The organism is Polaromonas jejuensis NBRC 106434 (genome assembly GCF_001598235.1).
Taxonomy (GTDB): domain Bacteria; phylum Pseudomonadota; class Gammaproteobacteria; order Burkholderiales; family Burkholderiaceae_C; genus Polaromonas; species Polaromonas jejuensis.
Genome location: NZ_BCYO01000017.1, coordinates 61,250 through 82,055, shown reverse-complemented (window position 1 = coordinate 82,055; position 20,806 = coordinate 61,250). Strand labels below are relative to the sequence as shown.

The following is a 20,806-nucleotide window of genomic DNA, read 5'->3' as shown; positions in this document are numbered from 1 at the left end:
CGCTGAACTAGGCCGCCAGCGTTTGCGGCGCCTCGCCAGCCCGCACTTCTCCCGAGGAAAACGGCCGCCTTTCGGTGGCCAGCACCCGTTTTGCATTCAGGCTGCGGATGGGAATGGAGGCATCGGGCGGAATGCCGCCCGAGAGCTGCAGCGCCAGGTAGCGGCCGCAGCACACGCGCAGGAAGGACGCGAAGTTGTCAATGCGTTCGCGTTCGGCCAGCAGCTCGTCATGCAGCCGGGTGCACAACTGGGGCACGCTCATGCCGTCGCGCCTGGCGATGTCGCCCAGCACATCCCAGAACAGGTTTTCCAGCCGTATGCTGGTGGCCACGCCATGCAGGCGCACCGAGCGGATGCGGCTTGCGTACAGCGCCGGGTCGGCGCTTATGAATACCTCGCACATGATGTGTCTCCAGCGGCTTGGGGATTTCGGCGCGCCCCTGTCGGGCGCCCGAAATCATGCAACGCGCGCCGGCCGCCGTCAATGCGTGATCCGCGTGCCGAGCAGGGTCAGAAACTGGGCAATCCAGGCCGGGTGGGCCGGCCAGGCCGGCGCCGACACCAGGTTGCCCTCGGTGTGCGCGGCGTCGATGGCGATCTCGGCGTAGGTGCCGCCGGCGCGCTCCACCTCGGTGCGGCAGGCCGGGTAGGCCGAGCAGGTGCGGCCCTTGAGCACATCGGCCCCCGCCAGCAGCTGCGCGGCATGGCAGATGGCGGCCACCGGCTTGCGGCTGTCAAAAAAGTGTTTGACCATGGCCACCACGGCCGGGTAGGTGCGCAGGTATTCGGGGCCGCGGCCGCCCGGCAGCAGCAGGGCGTCGTAGTTCTCCACCTCGATCTGTGCAAACGAGGCGTTCAGCGCGAAGTTGTGGCCGGGCTTTTCGCTGTAGGTCTGCGCGCCTTCAAAGTCATGGATGGCGGTCTTGATGTGGTCGCCGGCGACCTTGTCCGGGCAGACCGCGTGCACGGTATGGCCCACGGCCAGCAGCGCCTGAAACGGCACCATGGTTTCGTAGTCTTCGCAGTAGTCCCCGCAAATCATCAGAATTTTCTTGGCGGCCATGTCTGTCTCCTTGGATTGGTCAAACGAAAGAAGACATTCTTGAGCAACGCCCGGCGCTTGTGGTGTTAGCCGGCTGTGACAGCGGTCACGCGAGCAGCCTCCCGACCTTCAATGCGGTCGATTTGATCGCTTTTGACGCAGACCAGTATCGATATGAACCCATTTTTTATCGTCATCAACGAGCGTAAAAAAAGCCGCCGTCCCCCACAAGGGCACGGCGGCTCTGGCGTCCGGCGTGGGCTCAGGCGGCGGTCAGGCGCTCCAGGGCCTCGCGGTACTTGGCGGCGGTCTTTTCGACCACATCCGGCGGCAGGGGCGGCGACGGCGGGGTCTTGTCCCAGGGCTTGCCGTTGATGCGCACGGCCTCCAGCCAGTCGCGCACAAACTGCTTGTCATAGCTGGGCGGATTGGCGCCTTCGGCATAGGCCTGCTCGTAGCCCTCGATGGGCCAATAGCGCGAGGAGTCGGGCGTCAGCACCTCGTCCATCAGCGTCAGGGTGCCGTTTTCATCGAGTCCGAACTCGAACTTGGTGTCGGCAATGATGATGCCCTTGGTCAGCGCGAAGGCGGCTGCCGTGGTGTAAATCTCAATGCTGATTTTTTTGATCTGCGCGGCCAGCTCGGGGCCCACCACCTTGACGACCTGCTCGTAGCTGATGTTTTCGTCATGCTCACCGACCTCGGCCTTGGCTGCGGGCGTGAAGATGGGCTCGGGCAATTTGCCGGCGTTTTTGAGGCCGGCGGGCAGGGGTACCCCGCAGACCGACCGGGATTCCTGGTACTCCTTCCAGCCGCTGCCGGCCAGGTAGCCGCGCACCACGGCTTCCACGGGAATCGGCTTGAGGCGCTTGACCAGCATGGACCGCCCCGTGACCTGAGGCAGCTCGGCGGCCGACACCACGCTCTCGGGCGCCTCGCCGGTGAGGTGATTCGGGCAGATGTGGCCCAGCCGGCCAAACCAGAACAGCGCCATCTGCGTCAACAGCGCGCCCTTGCCGGGAATCGGCTCGCCCAGAATCACGTCAAAGGCGCTCAGGCGGTCGCTGGCCACCATCAGCAGGCGGTCCGTGCCCACGGCGTAGTTGTCACGCACCTTGCCGCGTGCGAGCAGGGGCAGGGAAGTCAGGGCAGAAGTATGGAGTGCTTGGGTCATGGTGGTGTCAAAGTGAAAAAGCCCGCGCGACTCGCAAGTCCACGGGCTTTCAATTATCGCCAATCTGAAAGGACAGGCAGCGGGAGGGCTTCAGCGCAAGGGCTTGAAAGCCCCTTAATGGACCACCTGGGCCAGTTCGCCCTTGGCGTATTTGGCCGCCACGCTGGAGAGGCTTTCGCCCTTGATCTTGCCGGCCTGGCCTTCGCAGCCGAACTCGATGTAGCGCTGCTTGCAGATGGCCTTGGCGGCAGCGGTGGCCGGCTTGAGCCACTCGCGCGGGTCGAATTTGCTGGGGTTCTCGGCCATGAACTTGCGGGCCGCGGCCGTCATCGCCAGGCGGATGTCGGTGTCGATGTTGACCTTGCGCACGCCGAACTGGATGGCCTTCTGGATTTCCTCCACCGGCACGCCATAGGTTTCCTTCATGTCGCCGCCGTACTGGCGGATGATGGCCAGCAGGTCTTGCGGCACGCTGGACGAGCCGTGCATCACCAGGTGGGTGTTGGGAATGCGGCGGTGGATTTCCTTGACGCGCTCGATGGCCAGGATGTCGCCGGTGGGCTTGCGCGTGAACTTGTAGGCGCCGTGGCTGGTGCCTATGGCAATCGCCAGGGCATCGAGCTGGGTGCGCTTGACAAAGTCGGCGGCCTGCTCGGGGTCGGTCAGCAGCTGGTCGTGCGTCATCACGGCATCGGTGCCGTGGCCGTCTTCCTTGTCGCCCTGCATGGTTTCCAGGCTGCCCAGGCAGCCGAGCTCGCCCTCGACCGACACGCCGGTCGCGTGGGCCATTGCCACCACCTTGCGCGTCACGTCGACGTTGTAGTCGTAGTCGGCAATGGTCTTGCCGTCGGCCATCAGGGAGCCGTCCATCATCACCGAGCTGAAGCCCAGATTGATGGCGCCGGCACAGACGTCGGGGCTCTGGCCATGGTCCTGGTGCATGACAACGGGAATGTGCGGGAAGCTTTCCACCGCGGCCTGGATCAGGTGCTTGAGAAAACCCTCGCCGGCGTATTTGCGGGCGCCGGCGCTGGCTTGCATGATCACGGGCGCGTTGACCTCATCGGCCGCCTGCATGATGGCGGTGACCTGTTCAAGGTTGTTGACGTTGAAAGCTGGAATGCCGTAGCCATTGACGGCCGCATGGTCCAGCAGCTCGCGCATCGAAACGAGTGCCATGATCGAAATCCCCAGAAAGTTAAAACGCTGTTGGAAACAGTGGGTTGCTGGCGGCAGGCCGGGCAGCGTGGGGGCTGCCTGAAACGGGCGGTAACCGCGAAGTAACCAGAACCCTGATTCTACCGTTTGCCGGACACCGGCCGGACCAGGGAATGAGGGCCCAAGGTCAGGCGATAACAGCGCGTAAAACGCGCCGGGAGCGACAAGGACGCCGCCACCTTGGCAAAGTTGCCGCCATGCATGTCCATGACGCGGCCGACAATCTTGTGCCCCAGACCCAGCCGCTCCGTCGAAGGCCCGGGGGAATGCGGCCCGGCATGGCTGCGGCCGGCGCCGTCGTCGCACACCTGCAGCCAGGCCTGGCCGGCATCAGAGCCCCACTGGACACAGACGGCCGTGCCTCTCGCGGTGTGCTGCAGGGCGTTGTCTATCAGGTTGCGCAAGGCCAGCTCCAGCAACAGCGGATGCGCCATGACCCGCAGGTCTTCGTCGCCCTGAACACTCAGCGGATGCTCGCCTTCCCAGGCGGCCTGCGCATAGTCCGCCACGACCTGCCTGGCCAGTTCCGGCAGGTTCAGCGCCGCCATCTGCTGCCGGAGATCGGCGCGACTGGCGCGCGCCAGTGCCAGCAACTGGCTGATGACATGGCCGGCGCGCAAGGCCTCCGCGCTGATCTGCTGCAGTGCCTGCTCATGGGCCTGGGGCGGCAAGGCGCCACGCAGCGAGGCGGCCTGCAGGGCAATGGAGGACAGTGGGGTACGCAACTCATGCGCAATTTCGCTGGCCAGCTGGCGTTCGCGCTCCAGCGCCGCCTGCTGCTGCCCCACCAACCGGTTGATGGAGCCCACCACCGAATTGAACTCGCGGTAAGGATGGCGCGCCTGCAAGCGCCCGGCCTTGTCCACCTCCAGCCCGGCGACGTCACGCGACAGGGCCTGCAAGGGCCGCAGGCCGCGCCAGATGGCCGCACCCAGCGCCAGCGCCACCACGGGCAGCAGCCATAAGCCGGGCGCGGCCAGCTGACGGGCCACATCGGCCGCCAGTGCATCGCGTTCCGCGGCCTTGACCAGCACCATGACCTGGCGGCTGTGCGAGGCATCCCATTGCGAAAAGCTGCGCCATGCGGCGACCGGCGTGCCAAGCCGCAGATCGGCAAACCCGCCCTGCGGCGCAAAGGAAGGCAGTGGCGCTTCGCCGGAGCGGGCCATCAGGCGCCCCTCGGCATCCCACACCAGCACGCTGAGAGAAGGCTGGTAGTCGTGACTTTTCAGCACAGGGAAGGCAGTCCGGCCCACTTCACGGGACGTGGCCATGAAAGCCGGAAGATCCAGGTTGAGCAGCAGCGCCGCCGTGCTGGCAAGATGGCCGTCGGTCAGCTCGCCCGCTTCACGAACGCCGGTGCGATAACCCACCGCCACAAAGCCGACCCAGACGAGCAGTAGCGCCGCCAGCGCCCAGAGCAGCAGACGACCAGTGAGCGAGACCTGCCGGCTTGCAAGCGGCTTCATGATGGATCGCTACGGGGGATGAAATAGCCCACGCCGCGCACGGTCTGGATCAGCCCCTCGCCCAGCTTGCGGCGCAAATGGTGCACATGCACCTCGACCGCATTGCTGCCGACCGCGTCCTCCCAGTTGTAAAGACGCGCCTCCAGTTGCTGGCGGGACAGCACGCGGCCGCGCGACTCCAGCAACAGCAGCAGCAAGGCAAATTCGCGCGGGGCCAATTCAACACCCTGACCGGCGCGCAGCACGCTGCGGGCAGCGGGATCAACCACCAGCTCGCCATGCACCAGCAGGGGATGGGCGCGACCGGCGGAGCGGCGCAGCAGCGCACGCATGCGGGCCTCCAGCTCATCGAGGTCAAAGGGCTTGACCAGATAGTCGTCGGCGCCGAGGTTCAGCCCCGAAATCCGGTCCGCCACCTGGTCGCGCGCCGTCATGATCAGCACCGGCGTCAACGGATCCGGCAGTTCGCCCTCCGCCCTTTGGGGCCGCCTGATGCGCTGAAGCAACGCAGCGCCGTCGCCGTCGGCGAGGCCAAGGTCCAGCAGCACCAGGTCAAAAGGTTCGCCGCACAGGGCGGCCCAGGCCGACGCCACGCTGCCGCACACATCAACCGCATAGCCTCGCTGCTGCAAATTGGTTTGCAGGCCCACGGCAATACCGGCATCATCTTCCACCACGAGAATTCGCATGCCCTTATTGTCAGACGCTCCGGTAATTCATGAGTGCCGGCCATTAAGGAGCACATAAGACGCTCAGGTTACATTAACTTTCGTTACGCACGAAACCGTCGCCATGCACCAACGTCCCAAGCCTCCGGCCCCACCCCGACTTTTACTTTGGACCTTGGGCAGTTTTCTACTCTTGCTGGCCTGGGATTATTCGGGGCTGGACCTGACGATGGCGCGCTGGTTTGGCTCGGCCTCCGGCTTTGCGCTCGAAAGCCACTGGCTGTGGCGCGACCTGCTGCACGATGACATCCGGATGCCGCCGTGGCTGGTCGAACTGGGGCTGCTGATGGCCATTGCCTGGCCTTTCGGCACGCTCCGGCGCCTGCCGATGGCGCGGCGCGCGCAGCTGGCATTGACCACGCTGATCGCCCTGCTGCTGGTGTCCACCATCAAGCTCTACAGCCGCACCAGCTGTCCCTGGGATCTGCAGGAATTTGGCGGCGTGGCGAGCCATGTGTCGCACTGGGCCTGGGGCCTTCGCGACGGCGGCACCGGCGGATGCTTTCCGGCGGGCCATGCCTCAGCGGGCTTTGCCTTTCTCGGGGGTTTTTTTGCCTTTCGGCGTGTTCTGCCCCAGACCGCACGCCGCTGGCTGGCCGGCGCGATGGGCGTCGGTTTTCTGCTTGGCTTGGCGCAGCAGGTGCGGGGTGCGCACTACATGAGTCACACGCTGTGGACCGCATGGTTTTGCTGGACTGCCGCCGCCCTGGTGGATCAGGCGGTCAGCCAGCTGATCGCGCGAAAACGGGCACGCGCCCGGGTGCCGGCACCGTCCGAGCGGGTGCCGCTGGCACCGGCAGAGTGACGTGAGCCGGGGCGGGTAAGCCGCCCGGGCGATACGGCCGGATCCCGGAAGCCAGGCCGGCGCGGGGGCCTGGGCCCCAACCCGCCACTTCGCCAGCGCTTACGCCACCCGGCAGATCTTGAGCATGTTGGTGCCGCCCGGCGCGCCCATGGGCTCGCCGCAGGTGATGGCATAGACATCGCCGCTTTGCACGATGTTGCGGCGCAGCAGATGGCTTTCGGCCTGCTCCAGCGCGGTGTCGCGGTCGGCGCTGGTGTCCATCAGCAGCGGCCGGACATTGCGGTACAGCGCCATCCTGCGCTGCGTGGCCAGGCGCGGCGTCAGGGCGTAAATCGGCACGCGTATGTCATGGCGGCTCATCCACAGGGGCGTGGAGCCGCTGTCAGTGAGCGCCACTATCGCCTTGGCGCCGAGGTGGTTGGCCGTGAACAGGGCGCCCATGGCGATCGACTGGTCTATGCGGGTGAAGGTCTTGCCGGAAAAATCGCTTTCTAGTTCCTTGTACTCGGCCTTCTCGGCTTCCAGGCAGATCTTGGCCATCTCTTCCACCGTTTCCAGCGGGTACTTGCCGGCCGCGGTTTCGGCGCTGAGCATCACCGCATCGGTGCCGTCGAGCACGGCATTGGCCACGTCGCTGACCTCGGCGCGCGTGGGCACCGGGTTGACGATCATGCTTTCCATCATCTGGGTGGCGGTGATGACGACCTTGTCGCCGGCGCGCGCCATCTTGATCATGCGTTTTTGCAGGGCCGGCACGGCGGCATTGCCGACTTCGACCGCGAGGTCGCCGCGCGCCACCATGATGCCGTCGCTGACGCGCAAAATTTCCTCGAGCCTGGGAATGGCCTCGGCACGCTCGATCTTGGCGATCAGGCCGGGCTTGTGCTTGTAGGGCGCTGCCGCCACATTGCACAGCTGGCGCGCCATTTCCATGTCGGTGGCGTTTTTGGGAAAGCTCACGGCCACATAGTCGGCCTGAAAGCTCATGGCCGTCTTGATGTCTTCCATGTCCTTGGCCGTCAGCGCGGGCGCCGTGAGGCCGCCGCCCTGCTTGTTGATGCCCTTGTTGTTGGACAGTTCGCCGCCGAGCTTGACGGTGGTGTGCACTTCCTCGCCGCGCACGGCATCCACCGTGAGCACGATCAGGCCATCGTTGAGCAGCAGCACATCACCGGCCTTCACGTCGCGCGGCAGTTCCTTGTAGTCCAGCCCCACGCCCCTGATGTCACCCAGCTCCGTGCGCGAGGCATCGAGCACGAATTTCTCGCCGGGCTCCAGCTGGACCTTGCCTTCGGCGAATTTGCCGACGCGGATTTTCGGGCCCTGCAGGTCGGCCATGATGGCGACTTCGCGGCCGGCGCGCTGGGAGGCTTCGCGCACCAGCTGCGCGCGGTCCACATGGTCCTGCGCCGTGCCATGGCTGAAGTTCAGGCGCACCACATTGACACCGGCGCGGATCATTTTCTCCAGCAGGGCGGGGTCGCTGGAAGCAGGGCCCAGGGTGGCAACGATCTTGGTGGCGCGAAGGGTCATGAATGTCTCCTGTAATTTAGTTTCTTATTCTCACATGGAAAAGTTACCAGGCCGGTACCAAATGGGGTTCGCGCCGGCCATGCAAAAAGGCGCCGCAGCGCCTTTTTGCAAGCAAAACAAGCCTCCAGCCCATACAGAATGCGCGCAAGCAGCTATCAAAACAGGAGCGAATAACAGTTATTCCGCCGCCCGCTTCTGCAGGATTTCGAAGGCCGGCAGCGTCTTGCCTTCGAGGACTTCCAGGAAAGCGCCGCCGCCGGTGGAAATGTAGTTCACCTGCTTTTCGATGCCGTACTTGGCGATGGCTGCCAGCGTGTCGCCGCCGCCGGCAATGCTGAATGCGCTCGATTCGGCGATGGCCTGGGCGATTTCCCGGGTGCCGTTTTCAAAGGCCGCAAACTCGAACACGCCCACCGGGCCATTCCAGACGATGGTGCCGGCCTGCTTGAGCTGGGCGGCGAGCTTCTTCGCGGTCTCGGGCCCGATGTCCAGAATCAGGTCGTCGTCGTCCACCTCGGTGGCGGCTTTCACCGTAGCTGGCGCATCGGCCGCGAAAGTCTTGGCCGTGACCACGTCGGTCGGAATCGGCACGGCAGCGCCGCGCGCCTTCATGGCCTCGATCACCGCCTTGGCCTCGGCCAGCAGGTCGGGCTCGGCCAGGCTTTTGCCGATTTTCAGGCCGGCCGCAAGCATGAAGGTGTTGGCGATGCCGCCGCCCACGATCAGCTGGTCCACGTTGGCGGCCAGCGACTTGAGGATGGTCAGCTTGGTCGAGACCTTGCTGCCCGCCACGATGGCGACCAGCGGCCGCCTGGGGCTGGAAAGCGCGGTCGAAATGGCATCCATCTCGGCGGCCAGCAGCGGGCCGGCACAGGCGATGGGGGCGTATTGCGCAATGCCGTAGGTCGAGGCCTCGGCGCGGTGCGCGGTGCCGAAAGCATCATGCACAAAAATGTCGCACAGCGCGGCCATCTTGCGGCCCAGCGCTTCGCTGTTTTTCTTCTCGCCCTTGTTGAGGCGGCAGTTCTCCAGCAGCACCAGCTGGCCCGGCTGGACGTCCACGCCATCGACCCAGTCGGCGAGCAGCGGAACCCCGTGCCCGATCAGCTCACCCAGGCGCCTGGCCACGGGCGCCAGCGAGTCGGCCGGCTTGAATTCGCCTTCCACCGGGCGCCCGAGGTGGGAGGTCACCATCACCGCCGCACCGGCACTCAGGGCCATTTGCAGGCAGGGAATGGACGCCCGGATGCGGGTGTCTTCCGTGATGCGGCCACTGTCGTCCTGCGGCACATTCAGGTCGGCACGGATGAAAACGCGCTGGCCCGCGGCCTTGCCACTGGCGCACAGGTCGGAAAAACGGATGAAATTCATGAGCAACTCACCAAAGAAACGAGGGGATTTTCAGGCCGGGGCGGCCGCAGAAATGCCTGCCATTGTAGGCCGGCCCTGATGGCGAAACCCGGCGGGAAAAGCCCGGGTGGCTCGCGCAGGGCTACCAGCCCAGGCCCAGGTGCAGCGGCAGGTAGACCGCCATGCCGGCGACGATCGTGCCCAGCACGCCATGACGCCAGTAATACCAGGCGAGGCCGGCCACCACGGCAAACAGCCGCGCGTCTTGCCAGGTGCTGATCAGCTGGCCCTGCGTCATGACGATTTCGGGCACGATCACGGCCGCCAGCGCCGCAATCGGCGCATAGTCCAGGCCGCGCCGGGCCCAGCCGGGCAGGGTCCAGGGCTTGCTGGAAATGAAAAAGAAACAGCGGGTGAGGACGGTCACCAGCGCCATGCCGACGATGGTGAGCAGCGTCCAGGGATCGGTCTGGTTCATGCGGCATCTCCGGACTCTTTGGCTTTGGGGGGCACGGCTTGGGGCATGCCTGGCTTTTCCAGCAGCAGGCACACCGCCACGGCGGCGGCAATGGCCAGCAGGATATTGAGCTTGAGCGGCATGGCATAGGCCGCCACAGCCGCCGCACCGGCAACAGCGGCCGCCAGCACGCGCAGGCGGCTGGTGACGAGCGAGCAGCTGATGCCCAGCAAGGCCAGAACGCCGGCAAAACCCAGGCCCCAGCTGGTCGGGATGAAGTTGGCCAGCGCCACGCCTATCAGGCTGCTGCCGACCCAGTTGGCCCAGCACAGGCCGCAGTTGCCGGCCAGGTAGGCCTGCTGCGCCAGGCGCTGGGCCGCAGCGTCGCTGGGCGCGGGAAAGCGCTGCACGAACAGCACATAGGTCAGGTCGGTCGTCAAAAAGCCGGTCAGCAGGCGCTCCAGCCGGGGCAGGTGCATCAGGTAGTCGCGCAGGTGCGCGCTGAAGACCACAAAACGCAGGTTCACGCAAAAGGCGGCGGCCAGAATCACCCAGACCGGCGCGCCCGCGACGATCAGGGGAATGGCGGCGAGCTGGGCGCTGCCGGCGAACACCAGCACCGTCATCAGCGTGGCCTCCAGCCCGCTCATGCCGGAATTGACCATGGCCACGCCGGTCATCAGGCCCCAGGCGGCAAAGCCGGGGAGCACCGGGAGCATGTCGCGTACGCCCCGGCGGAATTCGGGATGGCGGAAATGGGAGGGACGCAGGAACAAGGGGGGCCTTACTTTCCAAAAATCATGCCGGGCTGCAGCGCGAAGCCGCGCAGGAAATCGGCCACGGCCAGGCGTTTGCCGCCGGCGCGCTGCAACTCGGTCAGGCGCAGCACGCCCTGGCCGCAGGCGACCCTGACGCCGCTCGCATCCACAGACAAAATCGTGCCGCCGTCCACATCTGACGGGCGCAAATAGCTCTCAATTTCATAGCGCCAAAGCTTGATGCTTTCGTCGCCCAGCGCGCTGTGGGCACCGGGAAACGGATCGAAGGCCCGGATCCGCCGGCCTATCACCTCGGCCGGCTGGCTCCAGTCGATCAGCGCCTCGGCCTTGTCGATCTTGTGGGCGTAGCTCACGCCGGCCTCGGGCTGCTTCACCGGCCGCAGGCCGCCGCAGGCCGCCAGTCCCAAGGCCTGGGCGATCAGGCGGCCACCCAGTTCCGCCAGCCGGTCGTGCAGGCGGCCCGTGCTGTCCCCGGGCGTGATGGGCAGGCTTTCGACCAGCAGCATGTCGCCGGTGTCCAGCCCGGCGTCCATCTGCATGATGGTCACGCCGGTCTCGGCATCGCCGGCTTCAATGGCGCGGTGAATCGGCGCGGCGCCGCGCCAGCGCGGCAGCAGGGAGGCGTGGATGTTCAAACATCCCAGTCGGGGCAGGTCGAGCACCCACTGCGGCAGGATAAGGCCGTAAGCCGCCACCACCATGACATCGGCCCGCGCGGCCTCAATGGCGTCGCGGGCGGCGGCAGCATCGTCGGGGTATTTGCCGTCCAGCCGCAGGCTGCGCGGTTGCGCCACGGCAATCTGCTGGTCTTGCTGGTTCTGGGCCCACTGCTTGACGGCGGACGCCTGCAGCTTCATGCCGCGACCGGCGGGGCGGTCGGGCTGGGTCAACACCAGGGGGATTTCAAAGCCGGCGGCGTGCAATCGCGCCAGCGCCACACGGGCAAACTCAGGGGTACCGGCAAAAATGACGCGCATGGGGACTGATTCTAAAGACCCTCAGGGAAATCCCGGAGCTGCACCCCGGAAATCCCCGCAGGCCCTGGCGCCCGCGGCGCGGCTTTCAGTGCGCCAATTCGCGTTCTTCGTCTTTTTTCTGCTTGATCATCTTGGTCTTGATGCGGTTGCGCTTCAGCGGCGACAGGTAATCCACAAACACCTTGCCCATCAGGTGATCCATCTCATGCTGGATGCAGACCGCCAGCATGCCCTCGGCCGCATGGACCTGGAGCTTGCCATCCAGATCCAGCGCCTGGACCTTGACGGCAATCGAGCGCACGACGCCGTCATAAATGCCGGGCACGGACAGACAACCCTCTTCACCCAGCCGGGTTTCCTCGCTGGCCCAGACGATTTCGGGGTTGATCAGCACCAGGGGCTGGTCGCGGTTCTCGCTGACATCGATCACGATCAGGCGCTCGTGCACATCCACCTGCGTCGCCGCCAGGCCAATGCCCGCCGCTTCGTACATGGTTTCAAACATGTCGCTTGCCAGCTGGCGCAGTCGCGCATCAACAGCAGCCACGGGTTTGGCAACCGTGTGCAAACGCGGATCGGGGTAACGGAGTATGGTCAGTTGGGTCATGGGACAAATGGTCAGATGTGGCTATTTTCGCCACTTTTCTCGCTTTTTAAGCATTCCTATATTCCCAGAATCGCGTATTCATTGCTTAATCAAGGGCTTAGATACAGAATCGTTAGTGATTTATCAAGATACAAGCACTCGCAACACGGTTTTTCCCCGTCAGTTCAGCACCGTGCCAGCCAGGTATTAGCCGTAAAGGCCTTCAAAGATGCACATTATTTTTGGTCGCTTCAGTCAGATTTCAATAGCCGCCGCAGCCTTGCTGGGCACCACCGTTGGCCTGCACGCCCAGAATTTTCCGATTACCGCCGGCCAGAAGGCCACCGCCACCCAGGTCGCCGAGACCGGCGTCCCGCTGGCAGACCTGGCGCCAAACGCCCCCGACAGCTACAGCGTCAAGCGCGGCGACACGCTGTGGTCGATTTCCGGCCTGTTCCTCAAAAGCCCGTGGCGCTGGCCCGAACTGTGGGGCATGAACCTGCAGGACATCCGCAACCCCCACCGCATCTACCCCGGCCAACAGCTCTACCTTGAAAAAGCCAATGGCCGGGCCACCCTGCGTACCCGCCAGGCAGCGAACGACGGCCCGCCCACGGACACCGTGCGGGTGTCGCCGCGCACCCGCACCGAATCCCTGGCGGATGCGGCCATCCCCACCCTGGCCACCCATGTCATTGAGCCTTTCCTGGCCGAGCCCCTGATTGTCGACGAGGCCACCTTTGCCCAGGCCCCGCGCATTGTGGCCACGCAGGAAGGCCGTGTACTGCTCAGCCGGGGCGACCGCGCCTATGCCCGCGGGGCGTATGCGGGCGGCGACGCTGGCGGCCAGCCCCTGAGCGACGCCAAGGGTGCGCCGCTGGATTACCGGGTGTTTCGCAATGCCACGCCGCTGAAAGACCCGAGCACCCAGAAAATCCTGGGCTATGAGGCGCAGTATGTGGGCAAGGCCGAACTGGTGCGTGGTGAATCCACCGTCCAGCTGGACGACAAGGAGGGCAAGGCCAGCACCGACATTGTGCCGGCCACCATAGACATCGTCTCCACCAAGGAAGAGATGCGTGTGGGCGACCGCCTGATTGCCGAGCCGCCCCGCGAATTGCTCAGCTACGTGCCGCGAGCGCCCGCCACCGCCATCAAGGGCCAGATTGTCTCGGTCTATGGCAGCGCCGTGGCCTTTGCCGCGGAAAACCAGGTCGTGGTGATCAACCGCGGCAGCAGCGACGGACTGGAGCGGGGTCACGTCATGGCCATCGTCAAGGACGGCCAGCGCCTGCTGGACAAGACCGACAGCGCCCGGCCGCAAATCAAGCTGCCCAATGAGCGCAACGGCTTGATGATGGTGTTCCGCACCTTCGAGCACCTGTCTTACGCGCTGGTCCTGCAGGTCACGGACGGCGTCAAGGTCGGCGACCGCTTCGTCAACCCGAATTGAGGGCCGCGGCGCGCCACGCTGGCCATCAGGCCGGGCCCGCGCTCTTCTGAGCCCGCGAACACGTGGATCCCCAAGAGCTTCAAGCCTGGCTGCGGCTGACCCTGACGCCCGGCGTCGGCAACGAAACCGCCCGCAAGCTGCTGGCCGCCTTCGGGTCGGCGCAGGCGATTTTTGAGCAAAGCGCCAGCACCCTAAGGCAGCTGGGCACCGACAAGCTGGCCAGCGCCCTTCTGACCGAGCCCGCGGCCCTGGCCAGCCAATTGCAGACCACCCTGGACTGGCTGCAGGCGGGTGACGACCGGTGCATCGCCACCCTGGGCGACGCCGCCTACCCGTCCGCCCTGCTCGACATCGAAGATCCCCCTTTGATGCTTTATATGCTGGGAGCCCTTGCCAACCGGTCGCAACAAACAGCTACAAATACCGTAGCAGTCAGGCTGGCCATCGTCGGCAGCCGCAATCCCACGCCGCAGGGTGAAGCCAACGCCCGGGAATTTGCCAGGGCGCTTGCCGGCGCCGGACTCTGCATCGTCTCGGGCCTGGCCTTGGGCATTGATGGCGCGGCCCACGACGGCGCGCTGCTGGGCGGCGGCGAGACGGTGGCCGTGGTCGGCACCGGGCTGGACCGGGTCTATCCCAAAAAGCACCTCGCCCTGGCCCATCGCATTGCCCAGCAGGGCATGATTCTCAGCGAATTTCCGCTCGGCACCCCGCCGCTGATGGCCAATTTCCCGAAGCGCAACCGCATCATTTCCGGGCTGTCCCGCGGCACGCTGGTGGTCGAAGCGGCGCTGCAGTCGGGTTCGCTGATCACGGCGCGGCTGGCCGCGGAGCAGGGCAAGGAAGTCTTTGCCATTCCCGGCTCGATTCATTCACCCCAGTCGCGCGGTTGCCACGCGCTGATCAAGCAGGGCGCCAAACTGGTCGAACTGGCGCAGGACGTGCTGGAAGAGCTGAATCTTCCGCTGAGCGGGTCCTCGGGGCGTGGGACCAGCGCGTCCCTGGGCGCCAAGGGGGATGCGCCGGCCGGAGATCAATCCGCCGATGACCCGCTGCTGGCGGCCCTGGGCTTTGATGCCGTGAGCCTGGATGCCTTGCAGGCGCGGACCGGGCTGGAAACCGCCCGGCTGCAGGCGCAACTGCTGGAACTGGAGCTCAGCGGGCAGGTGGCACGCCTGCCGGGCGGCCTGTTTCAGCGCCTGGCGGCGGGTTAAGCCCTTCTCAAAACCTCATTGATAAGAGGGATACCGCCAGCGCCCAACTGCGTTATATTGGGCACATGTTTGAAGTGCTGGTGTACGTTTACGAGAATTATTGGCAAGGTGACGCTTGCCCCGAACTTCGGCAGCTGGGCCGCAAACTCACCGCCGCTGGATTTGACGCCGAGGAAATCCAGGCGGCGCTGGTCTGGCTTGAAGGCCTGAACACGGCGGCACAGGTCACGCAGATCGGCCTGCCAGCCAAGGCGCCCTCGGGCACGGCCAAATCCCTGTCCACGCCTTCCGCTTCCTCCGGTATCCAGCCCCAATCGGCCCACAGCCTGCGCGTCTATTCGATTGCCGAGCAGACCCATCTGGGCGCGCAGAGCCTGGGATTCGTGAGCTTCCTGGAAACCGCGGGCGTGCTGCCGCCCCACATGCGCGAGATTGTCATTGACCGGGCCATGGCGGCGCCGGGCGAGCCGGTCACGCTGGATGACCTGAAAATCATCGTGCTCATGGTGTACTGGAGTTTTGGCGAGGAGCCCGATGCGCTGGTCCTCGACGAGCTGTGTGACGACACCGAGTTCCGTGTCGCACACTGAAGTCACCCAGCCTGCCGCCTGAAACGGCAGCGCTGTCCAGCCAGCCGCCTCCCCCCAGAGCCTAGGTCTACCCGAGCAAGCGCTCCGGGTTGGCATCGAGCTTGGCCAGGGCGTCGCGTGTGGCGCGCACCGTGAGCGCCTCCTCTTCGGTGGGCAGCAGCAAACCCGCTTGCAGGTAAGCCGCCAGCCGGCGTGCCTGAATCAGGAAATTTCGTCCGTCGGCGGAGGCAAACAGGTGCAGCTGCTTGCGATCGCTGCACCAGGCAAACTGCACATGGCTGATTTTCCCATTGTGGTCCAGGCTGAACCAGGTGCCCAGCTGCAGCTCCTTGGCCCAGGCGCGCATGGCCTCTGTGGGTTGACTGCCCCCATCGGTGATCACCTCGATATCCGCGGCGTCAATCCCTATCATCGTGACCAGGCTGTCGGTGTCCAGCGGCAGGTCGCCGACATCCTCGTCGGACAGGTAGTCCTCCAGATTGGCCAGCCTTTTGGCCATGGCCTCCACCCGCTCCATCGAGATGGCGTCGGTCTTGGACATGAACGCATCGGCCAGCGTGTCGCTGATGACCTTCAGCCGCCTGTCCTGTTCGGGCACGGTCAGGCCCAGCATCGTCATGCCCAGGCGCAAGAGCTGCAGCATCTTGGGCAAATCGGCAATGACGCGGGCACGATCCTCGCGGTTCGGCTTGGCGCTTGCCGCCCACACCAGGTCGGCAGAGGCGCGCTTGAGCGCAATGGTTTCCGCGTGCTGCGGGCCATTTTTCATCGCGGTCATGGCCAGCACCTCGGCCCAGATTTTGAACAGGAATTCGCGGATCTCATCGCGCACCGGCATGTCATTGAGCATGTGGCGCATCTCAATGGTGTACTGGATGGTCATGGTTTCTTTTTGCTCGACCTGCTGCGCCACACTCACCACACGCGCCGAGCTGCCCTGCTGGGAAAGAAATTTGGACAAAAACCTGTCGAACTCGTCGTACACGAGCTGGAAGACCCGGCGCCCGGTTTCGGGATATTGCTCGATCACCTGCACAACCCGCTTGATCTCCGCCTCCATGGCACCGCCCGAGACCGTGACATCGAAACCGAGCACGCAAGAGCCCATGCGGTCAATCAGGCGGCGCGCAGGATGCTGCAGGGAGCCGAAAAATTCGGGCTCGGAAATCGCCACCCGCAGCACCGGCATTTGCAGCCGCGCAAACCAGACGCGAATCACCGGCGGGATCCGGTCTTCGGCCAGAATGCTCTGGAACATCAAGGCCACGATTTCGATGGTCGCCTTTTCGGAAGAAGTGGCCGCCGCCTGTTTGAGGGCGCTGGTGCGCTCGCGCAAGGCACCGGCGGCCTGGTCAACATGCACTTGGCCATACACCTGCCCGGCCGCATCTGCCAACAGCGTAGGTTCTGCGCCGCTTTCTTCCGCCCGCAGCACGCTGCCCATCGCCCGCTGAAGCTGGGGGGAAACCCGGCTGGGGCGGGTGTCGTCATATCCCGCGACCTGGTCTGACAGCAGGCGCCGCAGGTGCCCCATCACGCCCTGGGCGCGCATGCGCGCTCTGGCCAGGGGCGTGGTCCCCGTTTGCATGCGCGTCTCGTCGTAGACCGGGGTGCGGCCCGAGACTGAACCTTGAGGCGCTGATGCCGGGTCTGTCTGGCTGCTGCCCGCAGCCCCGCCGCGCGTGGTTGCGCCACCGACAGCCGGCCCAGACCGGAAATTTGAAGCGCTGCCAGACCCTGGGCTCCCGGCCGCCCCGGTCGGATGGCCGACAGCGCCGAAGCCAAACCGGCCGGAACCGTCACTGGGCAGGCTTTTTTCCTGGTCCGGTTCAGCGGGCATTTTCGGCGCCGTGGCGGTCCCGGCAGCCGCCCCGGCAGCAAAGGGTGTGCGTTTCACCAGCGATCGCAGGTCGATTTCGGCCATCACCCCTTGCTGGACCAGGAACTCATTGGCGGCATGGTAGATCTCCAGCAGATGCTCACCCATGCTTTTCTGGATCAGGTCCTGGACCAGGCGCCAGACCTCCCGGGGCAACGGTGCACGGGCCCACTGCTCGACCAGATGCTGCGCCAGCACTTCCGGGCGAAGAATGTCCTGCTTGTGCAGTTCGGAAGTCGCTTCCAGATTTTGCACGCGCAGCCGCAGGTCGTTGAGTTCCCAGCTCACAGAATCGAGCAAGCGCAGCGCCAGACGCGAGGCGAGAATCTTGTCCTCCATCACTTCGTCGCCCATCAACTCGAGTTTGCTGCTTTCTGCAAACCGTGACGGCGCCGTTGCGGGAAGAAGGGGGATTGATTGCGCCTTGTTCCAGGCGCTGGCAGTGCCCTGAACCCAGGCCGGGCCGCTTTTCTGAAAAGCCTGCCAGGCATCACGCAGTTCCTGCATTTCGCGGGCGCTTCCAGGCTGGGACGCCAGGGCCGAGAGCCTGTCCTGAATGGCTTTGGCCAGCGTGGGCAAGGTGCGCACAGCATGCTCCGTGAACAATGCACGTGCCTGCCCGGCCAGAAAGCTGTTCTTGTTATTGCTTGGAGCCACGCCCGCCCTGAATGGTTAGCCTATAGCTTACACCGTGGCGCCCGCATTGGGATCATTGGGATCCTCTTCCTTTTTGACCTGGCCCTTGACCAGATCTTCCCGCTTGATGCCCAACCACATGGCGATGGATGCGGCCACGAACACCGAGGAATAAATCCCGAACAGGATGCCTATCGTCAGCGCAAGGGCGAAGTAATGCAAGGTGGGGCCACCAAAAAGCAGCATGGACAGCACCATCACTTCGGTGGAGCCGTGGGTAATGATGGTTCGGCTGATGGTGGAGGTGATCGCATTGTTGATGATCTCCACCGTGGTCATCTTGCGATAGCGGCGGAAGTTCTCGCGAATCCGGTCAAAAATCACCACCGATTCATTCACGGAATAACCCAGCACCGCCAGCACCGCCGCCAGCACAGGCAGCGAAAACTCCCACTGGAAGAAGGCAAAGAAGCCAAGAATGATGACCACGTCATGCAAATTGGCAATGATGGCCGCGACGGCGTACTTCCACTCGAAACGGAAGGCGAGGTAGACCATGATGCCCAACACCACCATGGCCAGGGCCTTGAGGCCGTCATGCGCCAGCTCATCCCCCACCTGCGGGCCGACAAACTCGGTGCGGCGCAAGTTCACGTCGGGGCTGGCTGCCTTCAGCGCCGTCAGGACCTTGTCGCTTTGCTGGGCGGTACTCACCCCTTTTTGAGCCGGCAGGCGGATCATCACATCGCGCGAGGTGCCGAAATTCTGCACCTGCACATCGGCAAAGCCAAGGCTGGCCACGGTGGCCCGGATTTTCCCGACATCGGCGGCCTGCGCGTAGTTCACCTCCATCAAGGTGCCGCCGGTGAACTCCACCGAGAGGTGCAGGCCGCGGGAGAACAGGAAAAACACCGCCAGTACAAACGTCGCCAGACTGACCACGTTGAAAATCAGGGCGTGGCGCATGAACGGAATGTCACGCCGGATTTTGAAGAATTCCATCTAGGGTCCTTGAAAGCAGCTCAGGAAAAAATACCGGGTTTATTTCGCCACGGTGCCGGAGGTCTCAGGCCGCCACACCGTGCCAATGGACACCGTCTTGAGCTTTTTCTGGCGGCCATACCAGAGGTTGACCAGGCCGCGCGAGAAAAATACCGCCGAGAACATGCTGGTCAAAATGCCTATGCAATGCACCACGGCAAAACCACGCACCGGGCCGGAACCAAAGGCCAGCAAGGCCAGGCCCACAATCAGCGTCGAAATATTGGAGTCCAGAATGGTCGCCCAGGCCCGCTCGTACCCCGCATGAATGGCGGCCTGCGCGGAGGCGCCGCCGCGCAATTCCTCGCGCACGCGTTCATTGATCAGCACGTTGGAGTCGATGGCCATGCCCAGCGCCAGCGCCATGGCGGCCATGCCCGGCAAGGTCAGGGTCGCCTGCAGCATTGAAAGCACCGCCACCAGCAGCAACAGGTTGACGGCCAGCGCCAGGCCCGAAAACAGGCCAAACAGCAGGTAGTAAACCGCCATGAAGGCCACGATCACCAGAAAGCCCCAGGACACGCTGTGAAAGCCTTTGGATATATTGTCGGCACCCAGCGTCGGCCCGATCGTGCGTTCTTCAATGATTTCCATGGGCGCGGCCAGCGAGCCTGCCCGCAGCAGCAGCGCCAGGTCGTTGGCTTCACCCACGCTCATGGAGCCGGAAATCTGGAAACGGTTGCCGAGTTCGCTCTGGATGACCGGCGCCGTCAGGACTTCGCCCTTGCCCTTTTCAAACAGCAGGATGGCCATGCGCTTCTTGAGGTTTTCGCGGCTGGTGTCGCGCATGATGCGCCCGCCCTTGGCGTCTACCGTCAGATCCACCTTGGGCTGCTGGTTCTGGGAGTCAAAGCCGGGCTGCGCATCCGTCAGGTTGTCGCCGGTCAGGATCACCTGTTTCTTGACAATCACCGCATGGCCATTGCGCTCGAAGAAACGCTCGGCGCCAAAAGGCACGGGGCCGGTGTTGTTTTCGGCGGCTCTCGCCTCGGCGCCGTCTTCCACCAGACGCATCTCCAGCGTGGCCGTGCGCCCCAGGATGTCCTTGGCCTTGGCGGTGTCCTGAACGCCGGGCAATTGCACCACGATGCGGTCTATGCCCTGCTGCTGAATCACCGGCTCGGCAACGCCCAGCTCGTTGATCCGGTTGTGCAGGGTCACCATGTTCTGCTTGAGCGCCTGGTCCTGAATCCGGCGCGCGGCCTCAGGCTTGATGGTGGCGGTCAACTTGTACTCGGTGCCTTCCGGAACCTCAACCATCTGGAGGTCAGGGAACTGGTCCTGGACCAGCGCCTTGGCGGAAGCCAGGGTCTCGGAGTCACGGAATTTGATGTCGATGGCCTGCCCGCTGCGGGCGATGCCACTGTGGCGGATATTTTTTTCGCGCAGCGACATGCGGATGTCGCCCGCCAGGGACTCAGCCCGCTTGGTGAGCGCCGCCTGCATGTCCACCTGCAGCATGAAGTGCACGCCACCGCGCAAGTCCAGCCCCAGGTACATGGGGAACGCATGCAGCGAGGTCAGCCAGGCCGGTGAACGCGACAGCAGGTTCAGCGCAATCACATAAGCAGGATCTGTCGCATCGGGCGACAGGGCCTTCTGGAGAGCGTCCTTGGCTTTGAGCTGCGTGTCGGTGTCGCCAAAACGTGCCTTGACGGAGTGGCCGTCGAGGGCGATGACATCCGCCGTGATGGCCGCGTCCTTCAGCGCCTGCTCCACCTTGGCCACGGTCGTAGTGTCCACCTTGACGGTGGACTTGCCGCTGGAAACCTGCACCGCCGGCGCTTCGCCAAAAAAGTTGGGCAGCGTGTACAAGGCTGCGATCAGTAGCAGGGCCACAATAATGGCGTACTTCCAGGCCGGATAACGATTCAT

Annotated in this window: 19 protein-coding genes; 4 read left to right on the top strand and 15 right to left on the bottom strand. The window is 64.6% G+C overall.

Annotated features, from left to right (window positions below):
* Nucleotides 1-7: 7 nt before the first annotated feature.
* The 6 genes from PJE01S_RS17485 to PJE01S_RS17460 all read right to left on the bottom strand — a co-directional run bounded on the left by PJE01S_RS17485 (nt 8) and on the right by PJE01S_RS17460 (nt 5,592).
* Entirely contained in the window at nt 8-403 is a 396-nt protein-coding gene (locus PJE01S_RS17485) for a ribbon-helix-helix domain-containing protein (RefSeq protein ID WP_068834922.1), read from the bottom strand.
* Between the two features lie 78 nt (nt 404-481).
* Nucleotides 482-1,063, bottom strand: a complete 582-nt coding sequence (locus PJE01S_RS17480; protein ID WP_068834921.1) for a DJ-1/PfpI family protein — start codon at nt 1,061-1,063, stop codon at nt 482-484.
* 241 nt (nt 1,064-1,304) lie between these two features.
* Nucleotides 1,305-2,216, bottom strand: a complete 912-nt coding sequence (locus PJE01S_RS17475; RefSeq protein ID WP_068834920.1) for a phosphoribosylaminoimidazolesuccinocarboxamide synthase — start codon at nt 2,214-2,216, stop codon at nt 1,305-1,307.
* Between the two features lie 114 nt (nt 2,217-2,330).
* The gene (gene fba / locus PJE01S_RS17470; protein WP_068834919.1) at nt 2,331-3,395 is read right to left on the bottom strand and encodes a class II fructose-bisphosphate aldolase; all 1,065 of its coding nucleotides are present in this window, start codon (nt 3,393-3,395) and stop codon (nt 2,331-2,333) included.
* A gap of 119 nt (nt 3,396-3,514) precedes the next feature.
* Nucleotides 3,515-4,903 (bottom strand): sensor histidine kinase, encoded by a 1,389-nt coding sequence (locus PJE01S_RS17465; protein WP_068834918.1) that lies wholly within the window; start codon nt 4,901-4,903, stop codon nt 3,515-3,517.
* Nucleotides 4,900-5,592: a response regulator gene (locus tag PJE01S_RS17460; RefSeq protein WP_068834917.1), complete on the bottom strand. Its 693-nt coding sequence runs from the start codon at nt 5,590-5,592 to the stop codon at nt 4,900-4,902. The genes PJE01S_RS17465 and PJE01S_RS17460 overlap by 4 nt, the downstream gene beginning before the upstream one ends.
* Nucleotides 5,593-5,695: 103 nt before the next feature.
* Here PJE01S_RS17460 and PJE01S_RS17455 point away from each other — a divergent pair, with 103 nt between their 5' ends.
* Nucleotides 5,696-6,436 carry a phosphatase PAP2 family protein gene (locus PJE01S_RS17455; protein WP_068834916.1) on the top strand — a complete coding sequence of 247 codons (741 nt, stop codon included), beginning with the start codon at nt 5,696-5,698 and terminating at the stop codon, nt 6,434-6,436.
* 99 nt (nt 6,437-6,535) lie between these two features.
* Here PJE01S_RS17455 and pyk read toward each other — a convergent pair whose 3' ends face one another.
* The 6 genes from pyk to def form a co-directional block, all read right to left on the bottom strand.
* Entirely contained in the window at nt 6,536-7,969 is a 1,434-nt protein-coding gene (gene pyk / locus PJE01S_RS17450) for a pyruvate kinase (RefSeq protein WP_068834915.1), read from the bottom strand.
* 177 nt (nt 7,970-8,146) lie between these two features.
* Nucleotides 8,147-9,340 carry a phosphoglycerate kinase gene (locus PJE01S_RS17445; RefSeq protein ID WP_068834914.1) on the bottom strand — a complete coding sequence of 398 codons (1,194 nt, stop codon included), beginning with the start codon at nt 9,338-9,340 and terminating at the stop codon, nt 8,147-8,149.
* 121 nt (nt 9,341-9,461) lie between these two features.
* Nucleotides 9,462-9,797, bottom strand: coding sequence for an AzlD domain-containing protein (locus PJE01S_RS17440; RefSeq protein WP_068834913.1), 336 nt, complete (start codon nt 9,795-9,797; stop codon nt 9,462-9,464).
* Nucleotides 9,794-10,552, bottom strand: coding sequence for an AzlC family ABC transporter permease (locus tag PJE01S_RS17435; RefSeq protein WP_068834912.1), 759 nt, complete (start codon nt 10,550-10,552; stop codon nt 9,794-9,796). Before PJE01S_RS17435 ends, PJE01S_RS17440 begins: the two co-directional genes overlap by 4 nt.
* 8 nt (nt 10,553-10,560) lie before the next feature.
* Nucleotides 10,561-11,532, bottom strand: coding sequence for a methionyl-tRNA formyltransferase (gene fmt / locus PJE01S_RS17430; protein ID WP_068834911.1), 972 nt, complete (start codon nt 11,530-11,532; stop codon nt 10,561-10,563).
* Between the two features lie 85 nt (nt 11,533-11,617).
* Nucleotides 11,618-12,139: a peptide deformylase gene (def, locus tag PJE01S_RS17425; RefSeq protein ID WP_068834910.1), complete on the bottom strand. Its 522-nt coding sequence runs from the start codon at nt 12,137-12,139 to the stop codon at nt 11,618-11,620.
* 208 nt (nt 12,140-12,347) lie between these two features.
* On the opposite strand from def, the gene PJE01S_RS17420 reads away from it, so the two are divergent.
* The 3 genes from PJE01S_RS17420 to PJE01S_RS17410 all read left to right on the top strand — a co-directional run bounded on the left by PJE01S_RS17420 (nt 12,348) and on the right by PJE01S_RS17410 (nt 15,375).
* Nucleotides 12,348-13,571, top strand: coding sequence for a LysM peptidoglycan-binding domain-containing protein (locus PJE01S_RS17420; RefSeq protein WP_068834909.1), 1,224 nt, complete (start codon nt 12,348-12,350; stop codon nt 13,569-13,571).
* Between the two features lie 62 nt (nt 13,572-13,633).
* Nucleotides 13,634-14,785 carry a DNA-processing protein DprA gene (gene dprA / locus PJE01S_RS17415; protein ID WP_068834908.1) on the top strand — a complete coding sequence of 384 codons (1,152 nt, stop codon included), beginning with the start codon at nt 13,634-13,636 and terminating at the stop codon, nt 14,783-14,785.
* 65 nt (nt 14,786-14,850) lie between these two features.
* On the top strand, nt 14,851-15,375 hold the full coding sequence (locus tag PJE01S_RS17410; RefSeq protein ID WP_068834907.1) for a Smg family protein: 525 nt from the start codon (nt 14,851-14,853) through the stop codon (nt 15,373-15,375).
* Nucleotides 15,376-15,442: 67 nt separating this feature from the next.
* Here the strand turns inward: PJE01S_RS17410 and PJE01S_RS17405 are convergent, their stop codons facing one another.
* The 3 genes from PJE01S_RS17405 to secD are packed head-to-tail and all read right to left on the bottom strand — an operon-like array spanning nt 15,443 to nt 20,806.
* On the bottom strand, nt 15,443-17,911 hold the full coding sequence (locus tag PJE01S_RS17405) for a DUF1631 family protein (protein ID WP_068834906.1): 2,469 nt from the start codon (nt 17,909-17,911) through the stop codon (nt 15,443-15,445).
* 27 nt (nt 17,912-17,938) lie between these two features.
* Entirely contained in the window at nt 17,939-18,892 is a 954-nt protein-coding gene (gene secF, locus PJE01S_RS17400) for a protein translocase subunit SecF (RefSeq protein WP_068834905.1), read from the bottom strand.
* A gap of 39 nt (nt 18,893-18,931) precedes the next feature.
* Nucleotides 18,932-20,806 (bottom strand): protein translocase subunit SecD, encoded by a 1,875-nt coding sequence (secD, locus tag PJE01S_RS17395; protein WP_068834904.1) that lies wholly within the window; start codon nt 20,804-20,806, stop codon nt 18,932-18,934.